Raw genomic sequence first — 20,918 nt, 5'->3', positions numbered from 1 at the left:
ACTGATTAAAGCCACGGGCTGCCGGGTCGATAACCTGGCATCTCCCCCTATTACTCTGCCCTGAAGGTGCCTATGGCGTCGCAAAATGCCCGCGCGGATTCGCTGTCGCTGCTGCTGTTCACCCTGCGCAGCGGCAAGCTGATGGCGATCAACCTGCTCAAGGTCAGTGAAATCATCCCCTGCCCGCCGCTGACCAAGCTGCCGGAGTCGCACCCCCACGTCAAAGGCGTGGCTACCCTGCGGGGCAACTCGCTGTCGGTCATCGACCTGTCCCGGGCCATCGGTGAACGGCCGCTGGAAGACCCGGACGGCGGCTGCCTGATCGTCACCGACATCAGCCGCTCCAAGCAGGGCCTGCATGTGCAGGCGGTGAGCAAGATCGTCCACTGCCTGAGCACCGACATCAAGCCTCCACCCTATGGCTCGGGCAGCAAGTCGTTCATCACCGGCGTGACCCGGGTCGACAACACCCTGGTGCAGGTGCTGGATATCGAAAAGGTCATCCACGGCATCGCCCCGCCGCCCCACGAGGTGGTCACCTCCGAGCTCAGTGCCGAAGACGCCGCGGTGCTGGCCGCCACCAACATCCTGGTGGTCGACGACAGCCAGGTGGCGCTGCAGCAATCGGTGCATACCCTGCGCAGCCTCGGCATCGAATGCCACACCGCGCGCAGTGCCAAGGATGCGATCAATACCCTGCTGGAGCTGCAAGGCACCGAGCGCGAGATCAACGTGGTGGTGTCGGACATCGAGATGTCGGAGATGGACGGCTACGCCTTCACCCGCACCCTGCGCGAAACCCCGGATTTCCAGCACCTCTACGTGCTGCTGCATACCTCGCTGGACAGTGCCATGAACAGCGATAAAGCCAAGGACGCCGGGGCCAATGCGGTGTTGACCAAGTTCTCCTCGCCGGACCTGACCGACTGCCTGATCGTCGCCGCCCGCACCGTGGCCTTCGAAGAGCGCTGATACATACCCGGGAAGCCTTGCGCTTGAATGTGCCTGAAGCTCAGGCACAATTGTGCGTACGTCTTTGCGAGTACCCGCCATGAAAGCCCTCCTCTTCACCCTGCTAGGCTGCGCTGTGTTCAGCAGCGGCGCCCAGGCATCCAGCAGCCAGGCCTGGAGCGATCATGAACAACGCGTGCTGCAAAGCTGCATCGCCGCCAGCCAGCTCAAAGAGGTCAAGGCCCTGGGCAAGGCTGCCGAATTCGACGATCGCGTCGGTTACAGCGCCCTGCTGCTCGAAGGCCGCTACCCGCAAAAACACATGAACAACCGCAAGGGCACCGAACTGTGCCTGTTCGATAAAAAGCGCAAGGCTGCTTTCGTCACCGAATGGACACCTGGCCAACCGTGAACAGCGCACCTGCATCCGATATCCGTTTCGACTGCACCGGCTGTGGCAAATGCTGCACCGGCCATCATGTACCCCTGACCCTGGGCGAAGCCCGGCAGTGGGCTGGCGCTGGCGGCCAGGTCATGGTCCTGGTCGAAGCCTTTCTCGCCAACGGCCTGGGCCTGCCGGCAGAACAGCGCGAGCACGCCATGCGCCGCTCCTGGCTGGTGCCCTGCGGCAGCAGCCAGGCCTGGGTGACCATCACCTTCGCCGCCTTCAATCCCGGCCGCTGCCGCAACCTGGATGACGACAACCGTTGCGGCATCTACGAGATCCGCCCGCTGGTGTGCCGTATCTACCCGATGGAAATCAATCCGCACATCCCGCTGCGCCCCGAAGCCAAGGACTGCCCGAGCGAAGCCTGGCAAAGCGGCCCGGCGCTGATTCACGGCAATCAGTTGGTGGATAAGCGCCTGGCCGAACTGATCGAGCGCTCGCGCCAGGCCGACCGCGACGATATCCGCGCCAAGCTCGCCATCTGCCAGGCGCTGGGCATCGACGTCAGCGCGCTGAAAGGCAATGGCTTTACCGCTTACCTGCCCGACATCGCGGCGCTGGAGCAAGCCCTGCAGCAACCACAGCTGGACCAGCCTGTGGCGCCGTGGACGTTGCACGTCGTCGATCCGGCCTTGAGTGCCGAACTTGAGGCCTGCGGTGCGCAGGTGCGCAGCGAACCGGGCACCTACTACAGCTTCATCGGTTTCTGAACTGCCCTACTGGCAGCGCCGCCAGAATTCATCCGCCAGCCGGCGCAGGTCCTGCGCCAGCCCGGCCACATCAGTGGCGCTCAGATGGCTCTGCTGGCCGACCTGCACGGTGGCTTCGCTGGCCTGGCGGATGCTGATGATGTTGCGGTTGATGCTCTCGCTGACCTGGCTTTGCTGCTCCACTGCCGCAGCAATCTGCAGGCTCATTTCACTGATCTGGTTGACCCGCAGGCTGATGCCGTCCAGGGCACTGGCGGCGCGCTGGGCCTGCTCGACACTGTGCCCGGCATGTTCGCTGCTCTGCTGCATGACCTGCACTGCTTCACGCGCGCCATTTTGCAAGGCGCTGATCATCCGCTGGATTTCGTGGGTCGACTGCGCGGTGCGCTGGGCCAGGCCGCGTACCTCGTCGGCGACCACGGCAAAACCGCGGCCCTGATCACCGGCCCGGGCCGCTTCGATGGCGGCATTGAGGGCCAGCAGGTTGGTCTGCTCGGCAATGCCGCGAATCACCTCCAGCACCCCGGTAATCTCGCTGCTGTGGCTTTCCAGATTGTGGATAACTTCAGTGGCCGAGTTCAACGAGTTGGCCAGGTTCTGGATGGCGCTGCGGTTGAGGTCAACCAACTGATGCCCGGCCTGGGTTTCACCCTCGGCCTGGTCGGCGGCCTGGGAGGCCTGCTGGGCGCTGCTGGCAACCTGGGCAACGCTGGCGGCCATCTGATTGATCGCGGTGGCCACCTGATCGGCTTCGCTCTGTTGTTCCAGGCTGTTGCTGTGGCTGCTTTGCAGCGACTGGGCAAGCGTGCCGGTATGCCCGGCCAGGCGCCGCGAGGTGTCGCCGATACGCCCGACCACCGCGCCCAACTGGCCCTTGAGCATGCGCAGGGCGAAGTCGATCTGGCCGATGCCGTCGCGCCGGCCGGTGTACAACTGCTGGCTCAGGGGGTTGTCGGCGATGGCCTGGGCCTGGACGCGCAAGCGCTCGAGCGGGCGCAAGGCGATGAAGATCATCAAGGCCGCCAGGCCACTGGCCAGGATCAGCTCCAGCGCACCTTGCCATGGCAGGGCCGGCAATAGCAGCCGGCTGAATGCGAACACCGCCGCAAGCGCCAGAGTCACCCCGCCCCACAGTTGCCAGGCCAATCCAACCACCGGCAAACGCTGCCACCAGCGACTTCGGCCACTGCGCAGCTGGGCGTAGCAGCGCTCGGCTGCCTCGACTTGCTCGGCACTGGGCTTGGTCCGCACCGACTGATATTCCACGGCCTGGCCGTTACTGGAAATCGGCGTGACGAAGGCGCTGACCCAATAGTGATCGCCGTTCTTGCAACGGTTCTTCACCAGGCCCATCCACGAGCGGCCGCTCTTTAGCGTCTGCCACATCTGCGCGAAGGCCTGGGGCGGCATGTCCGGGTGGCGGACGATATGGTGGGCGCTGCCTATCAACTCTTCGCGGGTAAAGCCACTGACCTTGACGAAGTCGTCATTGGCATAGGTGATCTGGCTGGTCAGGCCAGTGGTGGAAAGGATATTGGCGTCACCGGGATAATCCACATTGCGACCGGTCACAGGCAAATTGCTCTTCATCGGAGGCACTCGTTATTGTCGGGAGAATCGGCAGGGCGTACGACTCTAGTGGCAATTTATTGCGCAATCTTGATCCAGCGCAGGATATTGGCACTTGGCCATTACCGCTGATTCCAGGCAGGACTGGCCTTATCGCGGGTCAAGCCCGCTCCTACGGGGGATGTGTACGCCGAACCTGTCCGCGCTGTCAGTTAGCGGTCACTCTGCTGACCTGATTGAGCAGCTATAACGCTAAATACCCACCCCTGCGCCCGCGGTGCCCTGCAAGCATGCGAATCAAGCCTCGTTCCCTCGTTATCTGCGCCCTGCTCATCGCCCTGGCAGGCACCGCCCTGTGGCTGGTGAACCGGCCTGGCAAGGAAAACTCCACCACCGCCGCCGCTATCCCGGTGCGCATCGTCAGCGTCAAGCAGCAGGACGTACCGCGCTTTGTCAGCGGCGTCGGTTCGGTGCTATCGCTGCACAGCGTAGTGATTCGCCCGCAGGTCGAGGGGGTGCTGACCCGCGTGCTGGTCAAGGAAGGCCAGGCGGTCAAGCAGGGCGACCTGCTGGCAACCATCGACGACCGCTCGATCCGCGCCAGCCTCGAACAGGCCAAGGCGCAACTGGGCCAGAGCCAGGCGCAGTTGCAGGTGGCCGAAGTCGACCTCAAGCGCTACCGCCTGCTGAGTACCGACAACAGCGTCTCAAAGCAGACCCTCGACCAGCAGCAGGCGCTGTTCAACCAGCTCAAGGCCACGGCGCTGGGCAACCAGGCGGCGATTGACGCCGCCCAGGTGCAACTCTCCTATACCCAGATTCGCTCCCCGGTCAGCGGCCGGGTAGGTATTCGCAATGTGGATGAAGGCAACTTCCTGCGCGTCGCCGATGCCCAGGGGCTGTTCAGCGTTACCCAGATCGACCCGATCGGCGTCGAGTTCTCGCTGCCTCAGCAGTTGCTGCCGACCCTGCAAGGCCTGCTCGCCGCGCAAACCCCAGCCGTGGTGCAAGCCTATCTGGAAGGCGACGGCGACAGCGGCGGCACGCTGCTGGGCGAAGGCAAGCTGACCCTGATCGACAATCAGGTGGCGGCCAACACCGGCACCATCCGGGTCAAGGCCGAGTTCGCCAACCCCGACGCGCGGCTGTGGCCCGGGCAACTGGTGACCCTGAAGCTGCAAACCGCGCTGGATCAAAAAGCCCTGGTAGTACCGCCGCAGGTGGTGCAACGCGGCATCGACGGCCATTACGTGTACCGCCTCAATGGCAACAAGGTCGACAGCATACCGGTCAAGGTGCTGTACCAGGACAGCGTGCTGAACATCATTGCCGGGGTCGAGGTCGGCGACCCGTTGGTGTCCGACGGCCAGTCGCGGCTCAAGCCCGGCGCGCACGTTGAAGTGGCGCCTGATGCGCCGCCGGTGGAAGACGTGGCCAGCGGCAAGGAGCGGCCATGAACCCGCGCGGCTCGATTTCCGCCTGGTGCATCGACCGCCCGGTCGCCACCCTGCTGCTGACCTTCGCCCTGCTGCTGCTCGGGGTCATTGCCTTTCCGCGCCTGCCGGTGGCACCACTGCCGGAAGCCGATTTCCCGACCATCCAGGTCACCGCGCAACTGCCCGGCGCCAGCCCGGAAACCATGGCTTCGTCGGTAGCAACGCCGCTGGAAGTGCAGTTCAGCGCCATCCCCGGCATGACCCAGATGACCTCCAGCAGCGCCCTGGGCTCGACCAACCTGATCCTGCAATTCACCCTCGACAAGAGCATCGACACCGCCGCCCAGGAAGTCCAGGCAGCGATCAACACCGCCACCGCACGCCTGCCCCAGGACATGCCCAGCCCGCCGACCTGGCGCAAGGTCAACCCGGCCGACAGCCCGGTGCTGATCCTCACCGTGAGCTCGGCGCAGATGCCGGCCAACGAACTCAGCGACTACGCCGAAACCCTGCTGGCCCGCCAGTTGAGCCAGATCGACGGGGTCGGCCTGATCAACATCACCGGGCAACTGCGCCCGGCGATTCGCGTGCAGGCCCAACCAGAGAAACTCGCAGCATTGGGCCTGACCCTGGCCGACCTGCGCCAGGCCATCCAGCAAACCAGCCTGAACCTGGCCAAGGGCGCGCTGTACGGGCAGAACAGCGTGTCGACCATCGCCACCAACGACCAGTTGTTCCATCCCGAGGAATACGCCCAGCTGATCGTCTCGTACCGCGACGGCGCGCCGGTGCACCTGCAGGATGTCGCCAAGGTCATCAACGGTGCCGAAAACGCTTACGTCAAAGCCTGGTCCGGCGAGCAGCAGGGCCTGAACCTGGTGGTGTTCCGCCAGCCCGGGGCGAACATCGTCGATACCGTCGACCGGGTCATGGAGGCCTTGCCCGGCCTTGAGCAGATGCTGCCGGCGGCGGTGCAGGTGTCGGTGCTCAACGACCGCACCCAGACCATCCGCGCGTCGCTGCGCGAGGTGGAGATCACCCTGATGATCGCCGTGCTGCTGGTGATCGGGGTGATGGCGCTGTTCCTGCGTCAATGGTCGGCGACCCTGATCGTTTCCAGCGTGCTCGGCGTGTCGCTGGTCGCAAGCTTCGCCCTGATGTACCTGTTCGGCTTCAGCCTGAACAACCTGACCCTGGTGGCCATCGTCATCTCCGTGGGCTTCGTGGTCGATGATGCAATCGTGGTGGTGGAAAACATCCACCGCCACCTGGAAGCCGGCGACAGCATGCGCGAGGCGGCGATCAAGGGCTCGGGCGAGATCGGCTTTACCGTGGTGTCGATCAGTTTCTCGCTGATTGCCGCGTTCATTCCGCTGCTGTTCATGGGCGGGGTGGTCGGTCGGCTGTTCAAGGAGTTCGCCCTCACCGCCACTTCGACCATCCTGATTTCCGTGGTGGTATCGCTGACGTTGGCGCCGACCCTCTGCGCCCTGTTCATGCGCCGCCCGCAGCACAACGCGCATGACACCCCCAGCCGCCTGCTCGGCTGGTACGAGCGCGGGCTGGTCAAGGCCCTGGCCCACCAGCGGCTGATGCTGGGGATCTTCGGCCTGACCCTGGCGCTGGCGGTGATCGGTTACGTGGCCATTCCCAAAGGCTTTTTCCCGGTGCAGGACACCGGCTTCGTGCTCGGCACCAGCGAGGCGGCGGCCGATGTGTCCTACCCGGACATGCTCGAGAAACACAAAGCGCTGGCCAGGATCGTCGAAGCCGACCCTGCAGTACGGGCCTTCTCCCACGCCGTCGGGGTCACCGGCAGCAACCAGACCATTGCCAACGGCCGCTTCTGGATTGCCCTTAAGGACCGCGGTGATCGCGACGTGTCGGCCAGCGAGTTCATCGACCGCCTGCGGCCGAAACTGGCCAAGGTGCCGGGCGTGGTCCTGTACCTGCGCGCCGGCCAGGACATCAACTTGAGCTCCGGGCCGAGCCGCAGCCAGTACCAGTACGTGCTCAAGAGCAACGACGGCCCGGCGCTGAACCTCTGGACCCAGCGCCTGACCGAACGCCTGAAGGCCAACCCGGCCTTTCGCGACCTGTCCAACGACCTACAACTGGGCGCCAGCGTCACCCGCATCGACATCGACCGCAAGGCCGCAGCGCGTTTCGGCCTGACCACCACCGACGTCGACCAGGCGCTGTACGATGCCTTCGGCCAGCGGCAGATCAGCGAATTCCAGACCGAGACCAACCAGTACAAGGTGATCCTCGAACTCGACGCCCGCCAGCGTGGCAAGGCCGAAAGCCTCAACTACTTCTACCTGCGCTCACCGCTGAGCGGTGAGATGGTGCCACTGTCGGTGCTGGCCAAGGTCGCGCCACCGAGCACCGGGCCGCTGTCGATTGCCCATGACGGCCTGTTCCCGGCCGCCAACCTGTCGTTCAACCTGGCCCCCGGCGTCGCCCTCGGCGATGCGGTGCAGATCCTCGAACGCACCCAGCGCGAACTGGGCATGCCCGACTCGATCATCGGCACCTTCCAGGGCGCGGCCCAGGCCTTCCAGAGTTCGCTGTCGAGCCAGCCGTGGCTGATCCTCGCGGCGCTGGTGGCGGTGTACATCATCCTCGGCGTGCTCTACGAGAGTTTCGTCCATCCGCTGACCATCATCTCCACCCTGCCCTCGGCCGGGCTCGGCGCCCTGGCGCTGCTGTGGCTGTCGGGCCAGGACTTCTCGATCATGGGCCTGATCGGCATCGTGCTGTTGATCGGCATCGTCAAGAAGAACGGCATCCTGCTGATCGACTTCGCCCTCGACGCCCAGCGCCATCAGGGCCTGAGCCCCGAAGAGGCGATCCACAAGGCCTGCCTGACGCGTTTTCGGCCGATCATGATGACCACCCTCGCCGCCCTGCTCGGCGCCGTGCCGCTGATGTTCGGCATCGGCGCCGGCGCCGAACTGCGCCAGCCGCTGGGCATTGCCGTGGTCGGCGGGCTGCTGGTCAGCCAGGCCCTGACACTGTTCACCACACCGGTCATATACTTGGCCCTGGAGCGCCTGTTCCACCGGCGCCAGATGGCCGTGACCCTGGCGCAAACCGATGCCCGTTGAGAGCCGATCATGCGTGTGCTGATTATCGAAGATGAAGCAAAAACCGCCGACTACCTGCACCGCGGCCTGAGCGAGCAAGGCTTTACCGTAGACCTGGCGCGCGACGGTATCGATGGCCTGCACATGGCGTTGGAAGGTGACTACGCGGTGATCGTCCTCGATGTGATGCTCCCGGGCCTCGACGGTTACGGCGTGCTGCGCGCCCTGCGCGCGCGCAAGCAGACGCCGGTGATCATGCTCACCGCCCGCGAGCGGGTCGAAGACCGCATTCATGGCCTGCGCGAAGGCGCCGACGACTACCTGGGCAAGCCGTTTTCCTTCCTTGAACTGGTCGCCCGCCTGCAGGCCCTGACCCGTCGCGGCGGCGCCCATGAGCCGGTGCAGATCCAGGTCGCCGACCTCTGGGTCGACCTGATCAGCCGCAAGGCCAGCCGCGCCGGGCAACGCCTGGAGCTGACCGCCAAGGAGTTCTCGTTGCTCAGCGTGCTGGCCCGGCGGCACGGTGAAATCCTGTCCAAGACGGCCATCGCCGAGCTGGTCTGGGATATCAATTTCGACAGCGACGCCAACGTCGTCGAGGTAGCGATCAAGCGCCTGCGCGCCAAGCTCGACGGCCCTTTCGAAACCAAACTGCTGCACACCATAAGGGGCATGGGCTATGTTCTGGAAAACCGTGCCGACTAACTCCATCGCCCTGCGCCTGAGCGCGCTGTTCACCCTGGTCGCGCTGGGCGTGTTCCTGCTGATCGGCACGGCGCTGTACAAGCAGGTCGACCGCAGCCTCGACCTGCTGCCCACCGCAGAGCTTGAAGCGCGCTTCAGCGTGCTGGAGTCATCGCTGACCCGCTACGACACCCGCGAGCACTGGCTGAAGATCACCAACAAGCTCAACCTGCTCAGCGAAGAAGACCGGCGCATCCGTTTCTGGGTGGTGAGCGGCGCCAGCCCGTTCGAATACGGCCAACCCGACGCCAGCCTCCGCAACTTCGCCCAGGGCCCGCTGGGCATGCGCGACCTGCACCTGGCCGGCAGCCCCTATCCGTACAAGGTGCTGGTCAGCGAACTGCCGGCCATGGGCACGCGGCCGGCCCTGCGCTTTTTGATTGGCATCGACACCGAGACCTTCTGGCACACCCAGCACACCTTGCTGGTGGCAATCATCAGCCTGTCGGTGTTCGGCGTGGTGTTGGCCTCGTTGCTCGGTTACTGGGTCGCGCGGGTTGGCCTGCGGCCGCTGCTGGCGCTCTCGGCCGAAGCCCAGAAGCTGGCGCCACCGCGCCTGAGCGGGCGCCTGCAACTGGCCGACCTGGCGCCGGAGCTGGCGCAGTTCGCCAGCGCCTTCAACTCGACCCTGGAGCGCGTCGACCTGGCCTACAGCCGCCTGGAAGCCTTCAACGCCGACGTCGCCCATGAACTGCGCTCGCCATTAACCAACCTGATCGGCCAGACCCAGGTGGCCCTGACCCGTGGGCGCAGTGCCGAGCACTACTTCGAGGTGCTGCAATCGAACCTCGAGGAACTGGAGCGCCTGCGCAGCATCATCAACGACATGCTGTTCCTCGCCAGCGCCGACCAGGGCAGCAAGGCCACGGCGCTGACCTCCACCTCGCTTGCCGAAGAAGTGGCGACCACTCTCGACTACCTGGATTACATCCTCGAAGACGCGCACATCCGCGTGCAGGTCAGTGGCGATGCCCAGGCGCGGATCGAAAAGGCCCAGTTGCGCCGGGCGCTGATCAACCTGCTGAACAACGCGGTGCAGCACACCCTGCCCGAGCAGGTGATCCAGGTGCGCATCGAGGAGCAGGATGGCCAGGTGAGTATCGCCGTGAGCAACCCGGGGCCGGCGATTGGCGAGGAGCACCTGGCGATGCTGTTCGAGCGCTTCTACCGGGTGGATGCGGCGCGCAGCAACAGTGGCAGTGGCAACCACGGGCTGGGCCTGGCGATCGTCAAGGCGATTGCGCTGATGCACGGCGGCAGTGTGTTTGTGCGCAGCCAGGCGGGGGCCAATACCTTCGGGATCTTGTTGCCGGCTTGAGGGCCTCATCGCCGGCAAAGCCGGCTCCCACAATAGATCGGTGCACGCCACTCCTGTGGGAGCTGGCCTTGCCAGCGATGGGCTGCGAAAGCAGCCCCCGGTCAACTATTACCTTTGACGCAACAGTGCTTATCCCAAAAGTCACTGTTTCTCCCACCCATTTCCGACTAATTTACTCAGACCTAATTCACTCTTGCCAAGCAAGAAGGTTGTTGCAAATGTCCAACAGTATGGGTGTTGCCAGCGTATTCGTCCTGTCGTCCCTGTTGCTGTCGCCACTGGCCATGGCTGAAGAATCCCAGGCCTTTGTTGCCCGAAATGCCGAGCGTGCCGCCGTCCTCCAGGAAGCCATCGCCGCACAGAAGTCCGAGCAGGCGCAAAGCCTGGAACAGACCGCTTCCAAGGCTGATGCGAGTGACGCCTCCGAAAGCTGATCGGCCCACGTTCCACCCCTTCGACTCCCTCGATGGCCGCACAGGTGACTTGAGCGCCTGTGCGGTTGTCTTTCAAAGCCGCTGCCGATCAGCGGCTTTTTTTTCGTGTGTCGAAAAGTGCCAGCGCGCTGGCTCGTTTGTTCATGACAAGACCGTCTTTCGCACAATAAAAACTGCCGTACATTCACCCCAAGGAGTCCACACCGGTGAACACTGCTTTACGCTTCACCCCGCTGTTCGTTGCATTGGCTGCAACGATGCCCTTCACCGCCCAGGCCGACGAGGAAAAGGCCGAAGGTTTTATCGAAGGGTCGAGCCTCAACGTGCACGCACGCAACTACTACCTGAACCGCAACCAGCTGCTGCCAGGTGTGCGTGACAACCGCGAATGGGGTCAGGGTTTTCTCGGCAAGTTCGAATCGGGCTACACCCCGGGCACGGTCGGGTTCGGCCTCGATGCCTACGCCATGCTCGGGCTGAAACTCGACGGCGGTGGCGGTACCTCGGGCTCGAGCATTTTGCCGATCAACACCAAGGGTGATGGCGAACCGGGCAAGGCCCATGATTCGTTCTCCACCGCCGGTGCTGCGCTCAAGCTCAAGGCGTTTGACACCGTGCTCAAGGCCGGCGACCTGTTCCTCACCAACCCGGTGATCGCCGGGGGCGAGTCGCGCATGCTGCCGCAGACCTTCCGCGGCGTCAGCGTCACCAACAACAGCTTTGACGGGGTGATGCTCGAAGCCGGCCAGGCCAGCTTCACCAAGCCTTACAACCAGAGCGGCCATCGGCGCATCAACACCTTCTACAGCAAGTTGCAGGACGAGCGCGACAGCCGCCACCTGAACTGGGCCGGCGTGGCCTGGAGCGGCGTGCCGAACCTGACCTCGAGCCTGTATGCCGCCGAGCTCGAGGACATCTGGAACCAGTACTACTTCGACGTTGACTACACCTGGCAGGTCAACGAGCTGGTCAGCCTCAACCCCGGCCTGCACTTCTATCACACCCAGGACACCGGTCAGGCACTGCTCGGGCACATCGACAACAACACCTACAGCCTGCATTTCACCGTCAACGTCGGCTACAACAGCCTTACCGCGGTGTACCAGCGGGTCAACGGCAACACGCCGTTCGACTACATCAACCAGGGTGACAGCATCTTCCTGGACAACTCGCAGATCTACTCGGACTTCAACGGCCCCAACGAGCGCTCGTGGAAGCTCAAGTACGCCTATGACTTCGCCGGTGCCGGGATCCCGGGCCTGAGCTCGGTGGTGTCCTACTCGCGCGGTGAGCTGGACATGAGCAAGGTCGACCCCAATAGCGTCGGCTACGGCCACTGGTACAACGCCGACGGCGAGAACGCCCAGCACTGGGAACGCGACGTCGACCTGCGGTACGTATTCCAGGAAGGCCAGCTCAAGGACCTTTCGGTGCTGCTGCGCTGGGCCTCGCACCGTGGCACCCAGGGCTACTCGCATATCGACAACGATGTCGATGAGTACCGGGTGATCGTTGACTACCCGCTGAACATTTTCTGATCGGCAGTGCAGGAGCGAGCTTGCCTCGCGATGCGATGTGCCTGGCCCATTGCAATCGCCGGGCAAGCCCGCTCCTGCATTCGTCAGACGACACGATTAAATCCTTGTCCGACAATCCCTAGGCCCCTAGAATACGGCCGCCGCGCAGTAATACCGCACTTTCCAGACGGTCTTCGGCATCAGTGACCATGACGTTGCCCACCCGATCCCAGCGATCCACCCTGTACAAGTCTCATCCGGAGCTGATCCTCAATCTGGGCAGTTGCCTCGCGGTGCTCGCCATCGTTGCCATCGTCACCTTCCTGTTGATGCGCGAACGCAGCAGCGTCGAACAGGCCGCCGCACGCTCGGCCAGCAATATCGTGCAACTGATCGAAAGCGACATCGTGCGCAATGTCGAACTCTACGACCTCTCGCTGCAAGGCCTGATCTGGGCCGTACAGCGCCCGGAACTGCTCGCCGTACCCGCCGAGCTGCGCCAACAGATTCTCTTCAACCAGGCCGTTACCGCACCGGTACGCGGCGATATCCTCTGGCTCGATGCCACGGGCAATGTAGTCGCCGACTCCACCAGCGCCATCCCGCGCCAGGCCAATTTCGCCGACAGCAAAGACTTCCTGCAGCACCGCAACAACCCCAACCTGGGCCTGCTGATTGGCCAGCCATTCAAGGCGCGGCTGGGCGACCTGGACTGGTGCATCAGCTTCAGCCGGCGCATTTCCGGGCCCAACGGTGAGTTTCTCGGGGTTGCTGCCGGCGCCTTGCGCCTGTCGTACTTCAGCACGCTGTTCCAGCGTCTGGATATCGGCAGCGACAGCAGCATCAACCTGATGAACACCGATGGCGCGCTGCTGGTGCGCCAGCCGGGCACGCCCGACGAACCGCGCATCGGCCAGAACTACAGCGACCGGCCGAATTTTCAGCGCATGCGCGCGGATGTCAGCGGCACCTTTGCCGGCGTCTCCACCCGCACCGGCAAAGAACGGCTGTTTACTTTTGCCCGGGTCGGCGACTTGCCGCTGATCGTTATCGTCGCCCACTCCGCCGACGAAGTCTTCGAGTCGTGGCGGCGCACGGCCTTGCTGGTCAGCGTGGCCACCGGTGTGCTGTGCATCGGCATTCTCTGGCTGACCTTGCTGCTGGGCCGCGAATTGCGCCGCCGGCAGAGCGCCGAACAAGGCCTGGCCGCCCTCGCCGCCACCGACAGCCTGACTGGCCTCGCCAATCGCCGGCGCCTGGACCAGGTACTGCGCCAGGAATGGGCACGCAGCCAGCGCAATGCCCGGCCGCTGGCAGTGCTGATGGTCGATGTCGATCACTTCAAGGCGTTCAACGATCGCCATGGTCATCCGGGCGGTGATGCCGCCTTGCGCCAAGTGGCCACAACAATAGCCAGCAGCATCCGCCGCCCGGCCGACCTGGCCGCACGCTACGGTGGCGAGGAGTTTCTGGTGGTGTTGCCGGAGACCGAACTGGCAGGGGCGCGGCTGTTGGCTGAGCGTATTCGCGCGGCAGTCGAAGCGCTGCCACCGTTTGGCGATGACACGGCGCCGGTCACCGTGAGCATCGGCATCGGTTGCCACACGCCAGGCACCCAGCAAGATCTTCAGACCTTGCTGGGCGCTGCCGATGAGGCGCTTTACCGTGCCAAGGGCAACGGTCGCAACCGGGTCGAAGCCGCCGCTTAAGAGCGGGCGCGAGCCTCGTTGCGCAGGGCCTTGACCTGGTCATGGTTGCGCTGCACGCCATGGTACTGACGCTCCACCAGGGCATAGACCTCACTGCTTGGCAGGGTGTTGAGGCGGGCCAGTTTTTCCAGGGCGTCCTTGTAGGCTTTCAGGGCATGGTCCTCGCCGCGCTCGACTTCGTTGAGCACTGCGGCTTCATCCTTGCCGGTGAGCATCGACTTCAGGTTGACCCAGCCACGGTGCAGGTCACCGCTGACACTGGTAGAGGTTTCCGGATCGCCACCGAGGCTGCGCACTTGCTGCTGCAGTTCCGCGGCAGCGGTACCGCATTCGCCAGCACGCTGGATGAAGTAGCTTTTCAGCTGGGGATTCTTCACATCCTCGGCAGAGGTTTTGAAACCCTTTTCGCCATCCTTGCTGAACTCGATCAGTTCGTTGAGAACCGAGACGACTTCTTTGTTGGGGGTAGTCATGACATTGCTCCTTTGCATGAGGGAAGATGCAATAGATCGGAGCAGGGTTCGTGCCAGCCTGATAATTGAGAAAATATCGTTTACTTTCAATGACTTGAAATTAAATGAACTTATGACTTCCACGCGTTCTGCATGAACTGTCCTTTGGCCTTCATGCAGATTGCATGTATGTTGGCCTCATCCTTTCAAAGAACAGCGTTGCCATGAACCCGGAAGCCCTCGTCCTGCTGGTCACCCGTGAAATGCCCTACGGCAAGTACCAGGGCCGGCTGATCGCCGACCTGCCTGGTGATTACCTCAACTGGTTCGCCCGCCAGGGCTTTCCCAAGGGCGAGCTCGGTGGCCTGCTGGCGCTGATGCACGAGGTCGATCACAACGGCCTGAGCGACCTGCTGGTACCCCTGCGCAAGAAGCACCCGCGCCCGCGCAACTGATCAGGCCTTGGCCGGCTGCACCGCCAGCTCCACCCCTTCGCCGCGCTTGAGCACTGCATAAACCAGCGCCGTCAGCAGGCTACCGGCGACGATTGCCAGTAAGTACAGCAAGGCATGGTTGATCGCATTGGGGATCAGCATGACGAACAGGCCGCCATGGGGCGCCATCAGCTTGCAACCAAAATACATCGACAAGGCGCCGGTCAGCGCGCCACCGACGACACTGGCCGGGATCACTCGCAGCGGGTCCTTGGCGGCAAACGGAATCGCCCCCTCGGAAATGAAGCACAGGCCCAGCACCAGCGCCGCCTTACCGGCTTCGCGCTCGCTCTGGGCGAACTTGCGCCGGGCAATGAAGCTGGCGATGCCCAGGCCAATCGGCGGCACCATGCCCGCAGCCATGGTCGCGGCCATCGGTGCATAACTCTGCGAAGCCAACAGCCCGACCGAGAACGCATAGGCCGCCTTGTTGATCGGCCCGCCCAGGTCGACGCACATCATCCCGCCCAGCAACACCCCAAGCAGAATCGCGTTGGTGGTGCCCATGCTGTCGAGAAAATGGGTCAGGCCTTCGAGCATGCCGGCCACCGGTTTGCCGACCACGTAAATCATCACCAGACCAGTGAACAGGCTGGCCAGCAGCGGGATGATCAGGATCGGCTTGAGTGCTTCAAGGCTGCTGGGCAGGCGTGCCCAGCGGCTGATGGCCTTGGCGCTGTAACCGGCGAGAAAGCCTGCGACGATCCCGCCGATAAAACCCGCGCCCAGGGTGCTGGCCAGCAAGCCGCCAATCATCCCCGGCGCCAGCCCTGGGCGGTCGGCAATCGAATAGGCGATGTAACCGGCCAGCAGCGGCACCATCAGTTTGAAGGCCGCGTCACCGCCAATCTGCATCAAGGCGGCAGGCAGTGTGCCGGGCTCCTTGTAGGCTTCGATACCGAAGACGAACGACAGCGCGATCAGCAAGCCACCGGCCACCACCATCGGCAGCATGAACGACACGCCGGTGAGCAGGTGCTTGTACACGCCAGTTTTTTCGCTGCGGGCCGGGGCTGCGCTGTCGCCTTGCACGGCAGCTTCTTCGCGGCCTTCGGCCAGGGCTTTCTTCAGCGTGGCCTGGGCCTGCTTGAGGGCCACGCCGGTGCCGCAGCGGTAGATGCGCTTACCGGCAAACCGCGCAGTGGGCACCTCGATATCGGCGGCCAGCAACACCACATCGGCTTCGGCAATGGCCGCTGCCGACAAGGGGTTACGCGCGCCTACCGAGCCCTGGGTCTCGACGCTGAGCTGGTAGCCCAGTTGCTGCGCCGCCTGCTGCAGGGCTTCGGCGGCCATGAAGGTATGGGCGACGCCAGTCGGGCAGGCGGTGACCGCGACGACTTTGGCGCTGCGCTCGACAGGGGCTGCAACCTGCTCGGCTTCGGGCTGATAGACCACAGCCTTGTCGGCCGCTTCACGCAGAAAATTCTCCACCTCCGTCAGGGCTTGCGCCGGGGTGCTCTGGTACAGGCGCTTGCCGGCGAAACGGCGCAGGTCCAGTGGGCCGGTGTTGATCACCAGCACCCAGTCGGCGGCGGCAATCGCGGCTTCGGATAATTGGCGTTCGGGTTGCTGCGGGTCGTGCACTTCGACGCTGGTGCTCCAGCCCTGGCGCTGGGCTGCCGCTGCCAGCAGGCGCGCGCTGAGCACGCTGGACACCTGGCCATTGGGGCAGGCGGTGACGATGGCAATGTTCATCTGCAACCCTCTTGTTGTTCTTCTGTCAGCTGCACCTGGCTTTCCAGCTGCGCCAGTTGCGCCCGGTCATTGATGCCGAAGCCGATCTGGGTCACCGCCTGGGCGGCAATCGCCGTGGCCCGGCGCAGGGTTTGCGCAGGGCTATCGGCGCTCAGCAAGCCATGGACCATGCCCGCCAGCAGCGAGTCACCGGCACCGACGGTACTGGCTACCTTGACTTTGGGCGGCACGGCGCCGAGGGCGCTGCCCTGGCGGAACCAGTTGACGCCCTGCTCGCCCTGGGACACCACCACATGCTCGACGCCCTGGCCGATCAGGCGGGTCGCCGCTTGTTGCTGCTGGGCAAAGTCATGCACAGCACTGCCGAGCACTTCGCCCAGCTCGTCGATGTTCGGCTTGACCAGCCACGGTGCGCAGGCAAGCCCGGCACGCAAGGCTTCGCCGCTGCTGTCCAGGGCCACTTTCAGGCCCATGGCCTTGAGCCGGGCCAGCAGCATCTGCAGCCACTGCGGGCTGATGCCACGCGGCAAGCTGCCGGCGACCACCACCGCAGCGTGGCCGGGGGCGATCTGCTCAAGGCGGGTCAGCAGTTCCAGGCGCGCTTGCTCATCGACCTGCGGGCCGGGGCCGTTGATATCGGTGACCTGGCCGTCGGCTTCGACCAGCTTGATGTTGCAACGGGTCTCGCCCGCTACCCGCACGAAGCAATCGGCAAAGCCACGGCGGGCGATCAGGGCCTCGAACGGCGCCAGGTTGTCGCGGCCGAGAAAGCCGCCCACGGTCACACTATGGCCGAGGTCGGCCAGCACCTGGGCAACGTTCAGGCCCTTGCCGGCGGCGTGGCTGTGCTGCGCCTGGCTGCGGTTGACCTGACCTGCCTGCAGGCTGTCGAGGCTGACGGTGAGGTCCAGCGCCGGGTTCAGGGTCAGGGTCAGTATCTTGGCCATCAACGGGTCTCCACCAGTGCCCGCACTGCGCCGGCACTGCCCTGCAGCAACGCGTGGCGCGCCAGCTGCCGGGCATGTTCAAAATTCAGTTCACGTACTTCGGCTTTCACCTCGGCAATGCTCCTTGCCGCAACGCTCAGCTCATCGACGCCAAGGCCGAGCAACAGCGCCACCGCCTGCGGATCGGCCGCCAGCTCGCCGCACACCCCGACCCACTTGCCATGGGCATGGGCGGCGCGCACGGTGATGTCGATCAGCTGCAGCACCGCCGGGTGCAGGCCGTCGGCTTGCGCCGAGAGGCTCGGGTGGCCGCGGTCGATGGCCAGGGTGTACTGGGTCAGGTCGTTGGTACCGATGCTGAAGAAGTCCACTTCCTGGGCGAGTACCGGCGCTAGCAAGGCGGCCGACGGCACCTCGATCATGATCCCCAGCTGCAGGTCGCTGACGGCGATTTCCTCGCGCAGGCGCTCGACCATGGCCCGGGCCTGGCGCCACTCTTCGAGCTGGCCGACCATCGGGAACATGATCCGCAGCGGCCGGTCGCCGGCGGCGCGCAGCAGGGCACGCAGCTGGCTTTCCATCACGTGCGGGCGTTGCAGGGTCAGGCGAATGCCGCGCACGCCGAGGAAAGGGTTTTCTTCCTTGGCGATCGGCCAGTAGGGCAACGGCTTGTCGCCACCGACATCGAGGGTGCGCACCACCAGCGGCCGACCGGCGAGGCCATCGAGCACGCGGCGATATTCGGCCTCTTGCACGGCTTCGTCGGGGGCTTGCTGGTGGGCCATGAAAATCAGTTCGGTGCGCAGCAGGCCGACGCCTTCGGCGCCTTGATCAACCACCGCTTCGATCCCGGCGCTTTCACCGATATTGGCGAACACCTCGATGGCATGGCCGTCGCGGGTGATCGCCGGCTCCAGACGCCGGGCCTTGGCGGCTTGCAGGCGTTGCTCGCGACGGTCACGTTCGGCCAGGGCACGTTCGAGTTCGTCAGCGGCTGGCGCCACGGTCAGGCGACCGCGTTGGCCGTCGAGCAGCAGCGGCGTGCCCGGGGCAATCAGCAGCACGGCATCGCCAGCGCCAACGACAGCAGGGATACCCAGGGCGCGGGCGACGATGGCGCTGTGGGCGGTGGCGCCGCCACGGGCGGTAAGAATCCCGGCCACCCGTTGCGGGTCGAGTCGCGCCACATCCGACGGGCCGACCTCCTCCATCACCAGCACATAAGGCTGCTCCGGCGCCGGCACGTCGGCTTCGCCACACAGTTGGGCCAATACCCGCCGACCGATATCGCGCAGGTCGGCGGCGCGCTCGGCGAGCAGCGCATCATGCAAGGCTTCCTGTTGGCGCGCGGCGGCATCGATCACCGCCATCCACGCCGCCGCCGCGCTTTCGCCCTGGCGCAGGCGCTGGTCGACTTCGTCGGTGAGGTCCGGGTCGGCGAGCATCTCCTGGTGGGTGACGAAAATCTCGCGGATGGCCTTGGCCGGGCTGCGCTGGGTCAGCGCTTCGATTTCGTGGTTCACATTGGTCAACGCTTGCTGCAGGCGTTGCCGCTCGATGGGCAGCGACTCACCGCGCAACGGGTAGTCGAACTCGCGCAATACCTGGATATGCGCCGGGCCACTGGCAATGCCCGGTGCGGCGGCAACGCCCTGGATCAGCGCACCGGCTACGGGCGCGACAAGTTCAGGCTCAGCCATCACCTCGATGACCGCCTCGACGACGGGCGCCAGCGCCTCGACCTCTTCGCCCAGGCCCGCTTCAATCGCGGCCAGCAGCGCAGGCAAGGCATCGTTGGCAATGCTGGGTTCAGCGATGATTTCCAGAATCTGCCCACGCCGTGCGCCGAGGCTGAGCAGCTTGCTCAGGCTCTTGGCCGACACTGCGGGCTGGGCGCTGTCGACCAGGCGCAGGCGAATCTCGCCTGCAAAATTTTTCGCCAGTTGCGCCAGCTCCTTGGCCGGGCGCGCATGCAGGCCGTGGGCGTTGGCCAGGCCGATACGCGCGCTCGGCCAGTCGGCGGGCAACTCGCCGCCCAGCACTTCCAGTACGGTGCGGCTGTTGGTGGCGCGGCACAGCTCCTGGCCGCGGCCTTCGATCAACAGCGTGCACAGGCGCTCAAGCAAGGCTTGATGCGCAGCGCCGAGGCTGGCCAGGCAGAACAGGCCATGCACCGGCTGGCCGTTGTGGCGCAGCGGCTGTTGCGGGGTGACGAAGGCCAGGCCCGGCTGGCGCACCGCCTGCTCGCTGTGCAGCCACCACAGGCCCTCGCCCAGCGGCAGCGGATCAACCTGCTGCAACACCCCGGCAAAGCCGCCGCCAACGCATTCTGCGCGGGTCAGCAGGCGCGCGGCGCGCCACACCAGCTCGTCAAAGTCTTCGGCGGGCACACCCAGGCCGATCATCTGCGCATCCAGGGCCAGCTCTTGCGGCGCGCCTTGCAGCAACTTGAGCAAGGCTTCGGCGGAACTGGCGCGACGCAGGGCTTCGGCCAGGTCGGTCTCGCCCAGGGCGCGGGTCAGCAGTTGCAGCAGGCGCAGGTGCTCATCGGAGCGCGCGGCGATGCCGATGGCCAGGTAGACGATCTGGCCATCGCCCCAGTCCACGCCTTCGGGAAACTGCAGCAGGCGCACGCCGGTGGCATGTACCAGCTCGCGGGTTTCGGGGGTGCCGTGGGGGATGGCAATACCTTGGCCGAGGAAGGTCGAGCCTTGCGCTTCGCGGGCTTGCAGGCCGGCCAGATAGCCGTCGGCAACCAGGCCATCGCTGACCAGGCGCTCGGCCAACAGGTGCAGCGCCGCCGACTTATCCACAGCCGATTGGCCCATGGATATCTGCTCCACGGTGAGCTCGAGCATGACCTTCTCCTTTGCAGCACCAGGTGGGTGCTGAGGTATTGTTGTGAATTGTTCAGCGTAGGGCCAGTTGCAATGGCCCTGTCCAGGCGAATGGATCGGCAGAAAATCGCCTGCTGAAACGTTTAATCTAGATTCACGAGCACGTTACTCGATAATGTGCGATCAATGAAGCCCTGCTTGTCGTATTGCTGGAGCTGCACCGCTCCCACAGGTACTGCGCTAACTCTGTGGGAGCTGGCTTTGCCGGCGATCGAGCGCGAAGCGGTCGTAACCCAAGCGCCACCTACTTTGTTGGCTGCACTGGCCTCATCGCTGGCAAGCCAGCTCCCACAGGTACTGCGCCAACTCTGTGGGAGCTGGCCTTGCCGGCGATCGAGCGCGAAGCGGTCGCAACCCAAGCGCCACCTACTTTATTGGCTGCACTGGCCTCATCGCTGGCAAGCCAGCTCCCACAGGTACTGCGCCAACTCTGTGGGAGCTGGACTTGCCGGCGATCGAGCGCGAAGCGGTCGTAACCCAAGCGCCACCTACTTTATTGGCTGCA

General features: G+C 64.6%; 16 protein-coding genes. 11 read left to right on the top strand and 5 right to left on the bottom strand.

Features of this window, described 5'->3' with window-relative positions:
• Nucleotides 1-72 precede the first annotated feature (72 nt).
• The 3 genes from JV241A_RS03730 to JV241A_RS03720 all read left to right on the top strand — a co-directional run bounded on the left by JV241A_RS03730 (nt 73) and on the right by JV241A_RS03720 (nt 2,109).
• On the top strand, nt 73-972 hold the full coding sequence (locus JV241A_RS03730) for a chemotaxis protein (protein ID WP_115085351.1): 900 nt from the start codon (nt 73-75) through the stop codon (nt 970-972).
• Between the two features lie 79 nt (nt 973-1,051).
• A complete protein-coding gene (locus tag JV241A_RS03725) occupies nt 1,052-1,363 on the top strand; it encodes a hypothetical protein (protein ID WP_115085350.1) in 312 nt (103 codons plus the stop codon).
• A complete protein-coding gene (locus tag JV241A_RS03720; RefSeq protein WP_115085349.1) occupies nt 1,342-2,109 on the top strand; it encodes a YkgJ family cysteine cluster protein in 768 nt (255 codons plus the stop codon). Before JV241A_RS03725 ends, JV241A_RS03720 begins: the two co-directional genes overlap by 22 nt.
• A 6-nt stretch (nt 2,110-2,115) precedes the next feature.
• On the opposite strand, the gene JV241A_RS03715 is transcribed toward JV241A_RS03720, so the two are convergent.
• The gene (locus JV241A_RS03715) at nt 2,116-3,699 is read right to left on the bottom strand and encodes a PAS domain-containing methyl-accepting chemotaxis protein (protein ID WP_134061386.1); all 1,584 of its coding nucleotides are present in this window, start codon (nt 3,697-3,699) and stop codon (nt 2,116-2,118) included.
• Nucleotides 3,700-3,968: 269 nt separating this feature from the next.
• Here JV241A_RS03715 and JV241A_RS03710 point away from each other — a divergent pair, with 269 nt between their 5' ends.
• The 7 genes from JV241A_RS03710 (at nt 3,969) to JV241A_RS03680 (ending at nt 13,925) form a co-directional block, all read left to right on the top strand.
• On the top strand, nt 3,969-5,135 hold the full coding sequence (locus tag JV241A_RS03710) for an efflux RND transporter periplasmic adaptor subunit (RefSeq protein WP_134061385.1): 1,167 nt from the start codon (nt 3,969-3,971) through the stop codon (nt 5,133-5,135).
• Nucleotides 5,132-8,224 carry a multidrug efflux RND transporter permease subunit gene (locus JV241A_RS03705; protein ID WP_134061384.1) on the top strand — a complete coding sequence of 1,031 codons (3,093 nt, stop codon included), beginning with the start codon at nt 5,132-5,134 and terminating at the stop codon, nt 8,222-8,224. The genes JV241A_RS03710 and JV241A_RS03705 overlap by 4 nt, the downstream gene beginning before the upstream one ends.
• A 9-nt stretch (nt 8,225-8,233) precedes the next feature.
• Nucleotides 8,234-8,908, top strand: a complete 675-nt coding sequence (locus JV241A_RS03700; RefSeq protein WP_115085345.1) for a heavy metal response regulator transcription factor — start codon at nt 8,234-8,236, stop codon at nt 8,906-8,908.
• Entirely contained in the window at nt 8,883-10,265 is a 1,383-nt protein-coding gene (locus JV241A_RS03695) for a heavy metal sensor histidine kinase (RefSeq protein ID WP_115085344.1), read from the top strand. The genes JV241A_RS03700 and JV241A_RS03695 overlap by 26 nt, the downstream gene beginning before the upstream one ends.
• Before the next feature lie 218 nt (nt 10,266-10,483).
• Nucleotides 10,484-10,699, top strand: coding sequence for a hypothetical protein (locus JV241A_RS03690; RefSeq protein ID WP_115085343.1), 216 nt, complete (start codon nt 10,484-10,486; stop codon nt 10,697-10,699).
• 206 nt (nt 10,700-10,905) lie between these two features.
• Nucleotides 10,906-12,237 carry an OprD family porin gene (locus JV241A_RS03685; RefSeq protein WP_115085342.1) on the top strand — a complete coding sequence of 444 codons (1,332 nt, stop codon included), beginning with the start codon at nt 10,906-10,908 and terminating at the stop codon, nt 12,235-12,237.
• Between the two features lie 194 nt (nt 12,238-12,431).
• Entirely contained in the window at nt 12,432-13,925 is a 1,494-nt protein-coding gene (locus JV241A_RS03680) for a sensor domain-containing diguanylate cyclase (RefSeq protein WP_134061419.1), read from the top strand.
• Here the strand turns inward: JV241A_RS03680 and JV241A_RS03675 are convergent.
• Nucleotides 13,922-14,398: a PA2169 family four-helix-bundle protein gene (locus tag JV241A_RS03675; RefSeq protein WP_115085341.1), complete on the bottom strand. Its 477-nt coding sequence runs from the start codon at nt 14,396-14,398 to the stop codon at nt 13,922-13,924. The two genes, JV241A_RS03680 and JV241A_RS03675, sit on opposite strands and share 4 nt — an antisense overlap.
• Nucleotides 14,399-14,601: 203 nt before the next feature.
• Between JV241A_RS03675 and JV241A_RS03670 the strand changes: the two genes are divergently transcribed.
• Nucleotides 14,602-14,832, top strand: coding sequence for a DUF3820 family protein (locus JV241A_RS03670; protein ID WP_115085340.1), 231 nt, complete (start codon nt 14,602-14,604; stop codon nt 14,830-14,832).
• Here the strand turns inward: JV241A_RS03670 and JV241A_RS03665 are convergent, their stop codons facing one another.
• From JV241A_RS03665 to ptsP, 3 genes are read right to left on the bottom strand one after another with little or no spacing between them, the layout of a single operon-like run.
• Nucleotides 14,833-16,569, bottom strand: a complete 1,737-nt coding sequence (locus tag JV241A_RS03665) for a PTS fructose-like transporter subunit IIB (protein ID WP_134061383.1) — start codon at nt 16,567-16,569, stop codon at nt 14,833-14,835.
• Nucleotides 16,566-17,516, bottom strand: coding sequence for a 1-phosphofructokinase (gene pfkB / locus JV241A_RS03660; protein WP_134061382.1), 951 nt, complete (start codon nt 17,514-17,516; stop codon nt 16,566-16,568). The genes JV241A_RS03665 and pfkB overlap by 4 nt, the downstream gene beginning before the upstream one ends.
• On the bottom strand, nt 17,516-20,374 hold the full coding sequence (gene ptsP, locus JV241A_RS03655) for a phosphoenolpyruvate--protein phosphotransferase (protein ID WP_134061381.1): 2,859 nt from the start codon (nt 20,372-20,374) through the stop codon (nt 17,516-17,518). Before ptsP ends, pfkB begins: the two co-directional genes overlap by 1 nt.
• Nucleotides 20,375-20,918: the final 544 nt, after the last annotated feature.

It is taken from the genome of Pseudomonas sp. JV241A (assembly GCF_900275665.1).
Classification (GTDB): Bacteria; Pseudomonadota; Gammaproteobacteria; order Pseudomonadales; family Pseudomonadaceae; genus Aquipseudomonas; species Aquipseudomonas wadenswilerensis.
This window is presented reverse-complemented; position numbering and strand designations above follow the sequence as displayed.

Excerpts from the sequence above, each read along its gene's own strand:
- JV241A_RS03730 (WP_115085351.1), top strand. The coding sequence starts at position 73 with ATGGCGTCGCAAAATGCCCGCGCGGATTCGCTGTCGCTGCTGCTGTTC.
- JV241A_RS03725 (WP_115085350.1), top strand. The coding sequence starts at position 1,052 with ATGAAAGCCCTCCTCTTCACCCTGCTAGGCTGCGCTGTGTTCAGCAGC.
- JV241A_RS03720 (WP_115085349.1), top strand. The coding sequence starts at position 1,342 with ATGGACACCTGGCCAACCGTGAACAGCGCACCTGCATCCGATATCCGT.
- JV241A_RS03715 (WP_134061386.1), bottom strand. The coding sequence starts at position 3,699 with ATGAAGAGCAATTTGCCTGTGACCGGTCGCAATGTGGATTATCCCGGT.
- JV241A_RS03710 (WP_134061385.1), top strand. The coding sequence starts at position 3,969 with ATGCGAATCAAGCCTCGTTCCCTCGTTATCTGCGCCCTGCTCATCGCC.
- JV241A_RS03705 (WP_134061384.1), top strand. The coding sequence starts at position 5,132 with ATGAACCCGCGCGGCTCGATTTCCGCCTGGTGCATCGACCGCCCGGTC.
- JV241A_RS03700 (WP_115085345.1), top strand. The coding sequence starts at position 8,234 with ATGCGTGTGCTGATTATCGAAGATGAAGCAAAAACCGCCGACTACCTG.
- JV241A_RS03695 (WP_115085344.1), top strand. The coding sequence starts at position 8,883 with ATGTTCTGGAAAACCGTGCCGACTAACTCCATCGCCCTGCGCCTGAGC.
- JV241A_RS03690 (WP_115085343.1), top strand. The coding sequence starts at position 10,484 with ATGTCCAACAGTATGGGTGTTGCCAGCGTATTCGTCCTGTCGTCCCTG.
- JV241A_RS03675 (WP_115085341.1), bottom strand. The coding sequence starts at position 14,398 with ATGACTACCCCCAACAAAGAAGTCGTCTCGGTTCTCAACGAACTGATC.
- JV241A_RS03670 (WP_115085340.1), top strand. The coding sequence starts at position 14,602 with ATGAACCCGGAAGCCCTCGTCCTGCTGGTCACCCGTGAAATGCCCTAC.
- JV241A_RS03665 (WP_134061383.1), bottom strand. The coding sequence starts at position 16,569 with ATGAACATTGCCATCGTCACCGCCTGCCCCAATGGCCAGGTGTCCAGC.
- pfkB (WP_134061382.1), bottom strand. The coding sequence starts at position 17,516 with ATGGCCAAGATACTGACCCTGACCCTGAACCCGGCGCTGGACCTCACC.
- ptsP (WP_134061381.1), bottom strand. The coding sequence starts at position 20,374 with ATGCTCGAGCTCACCGTGGAGCAGATATCCATGGGCCAATCGGCTGTG.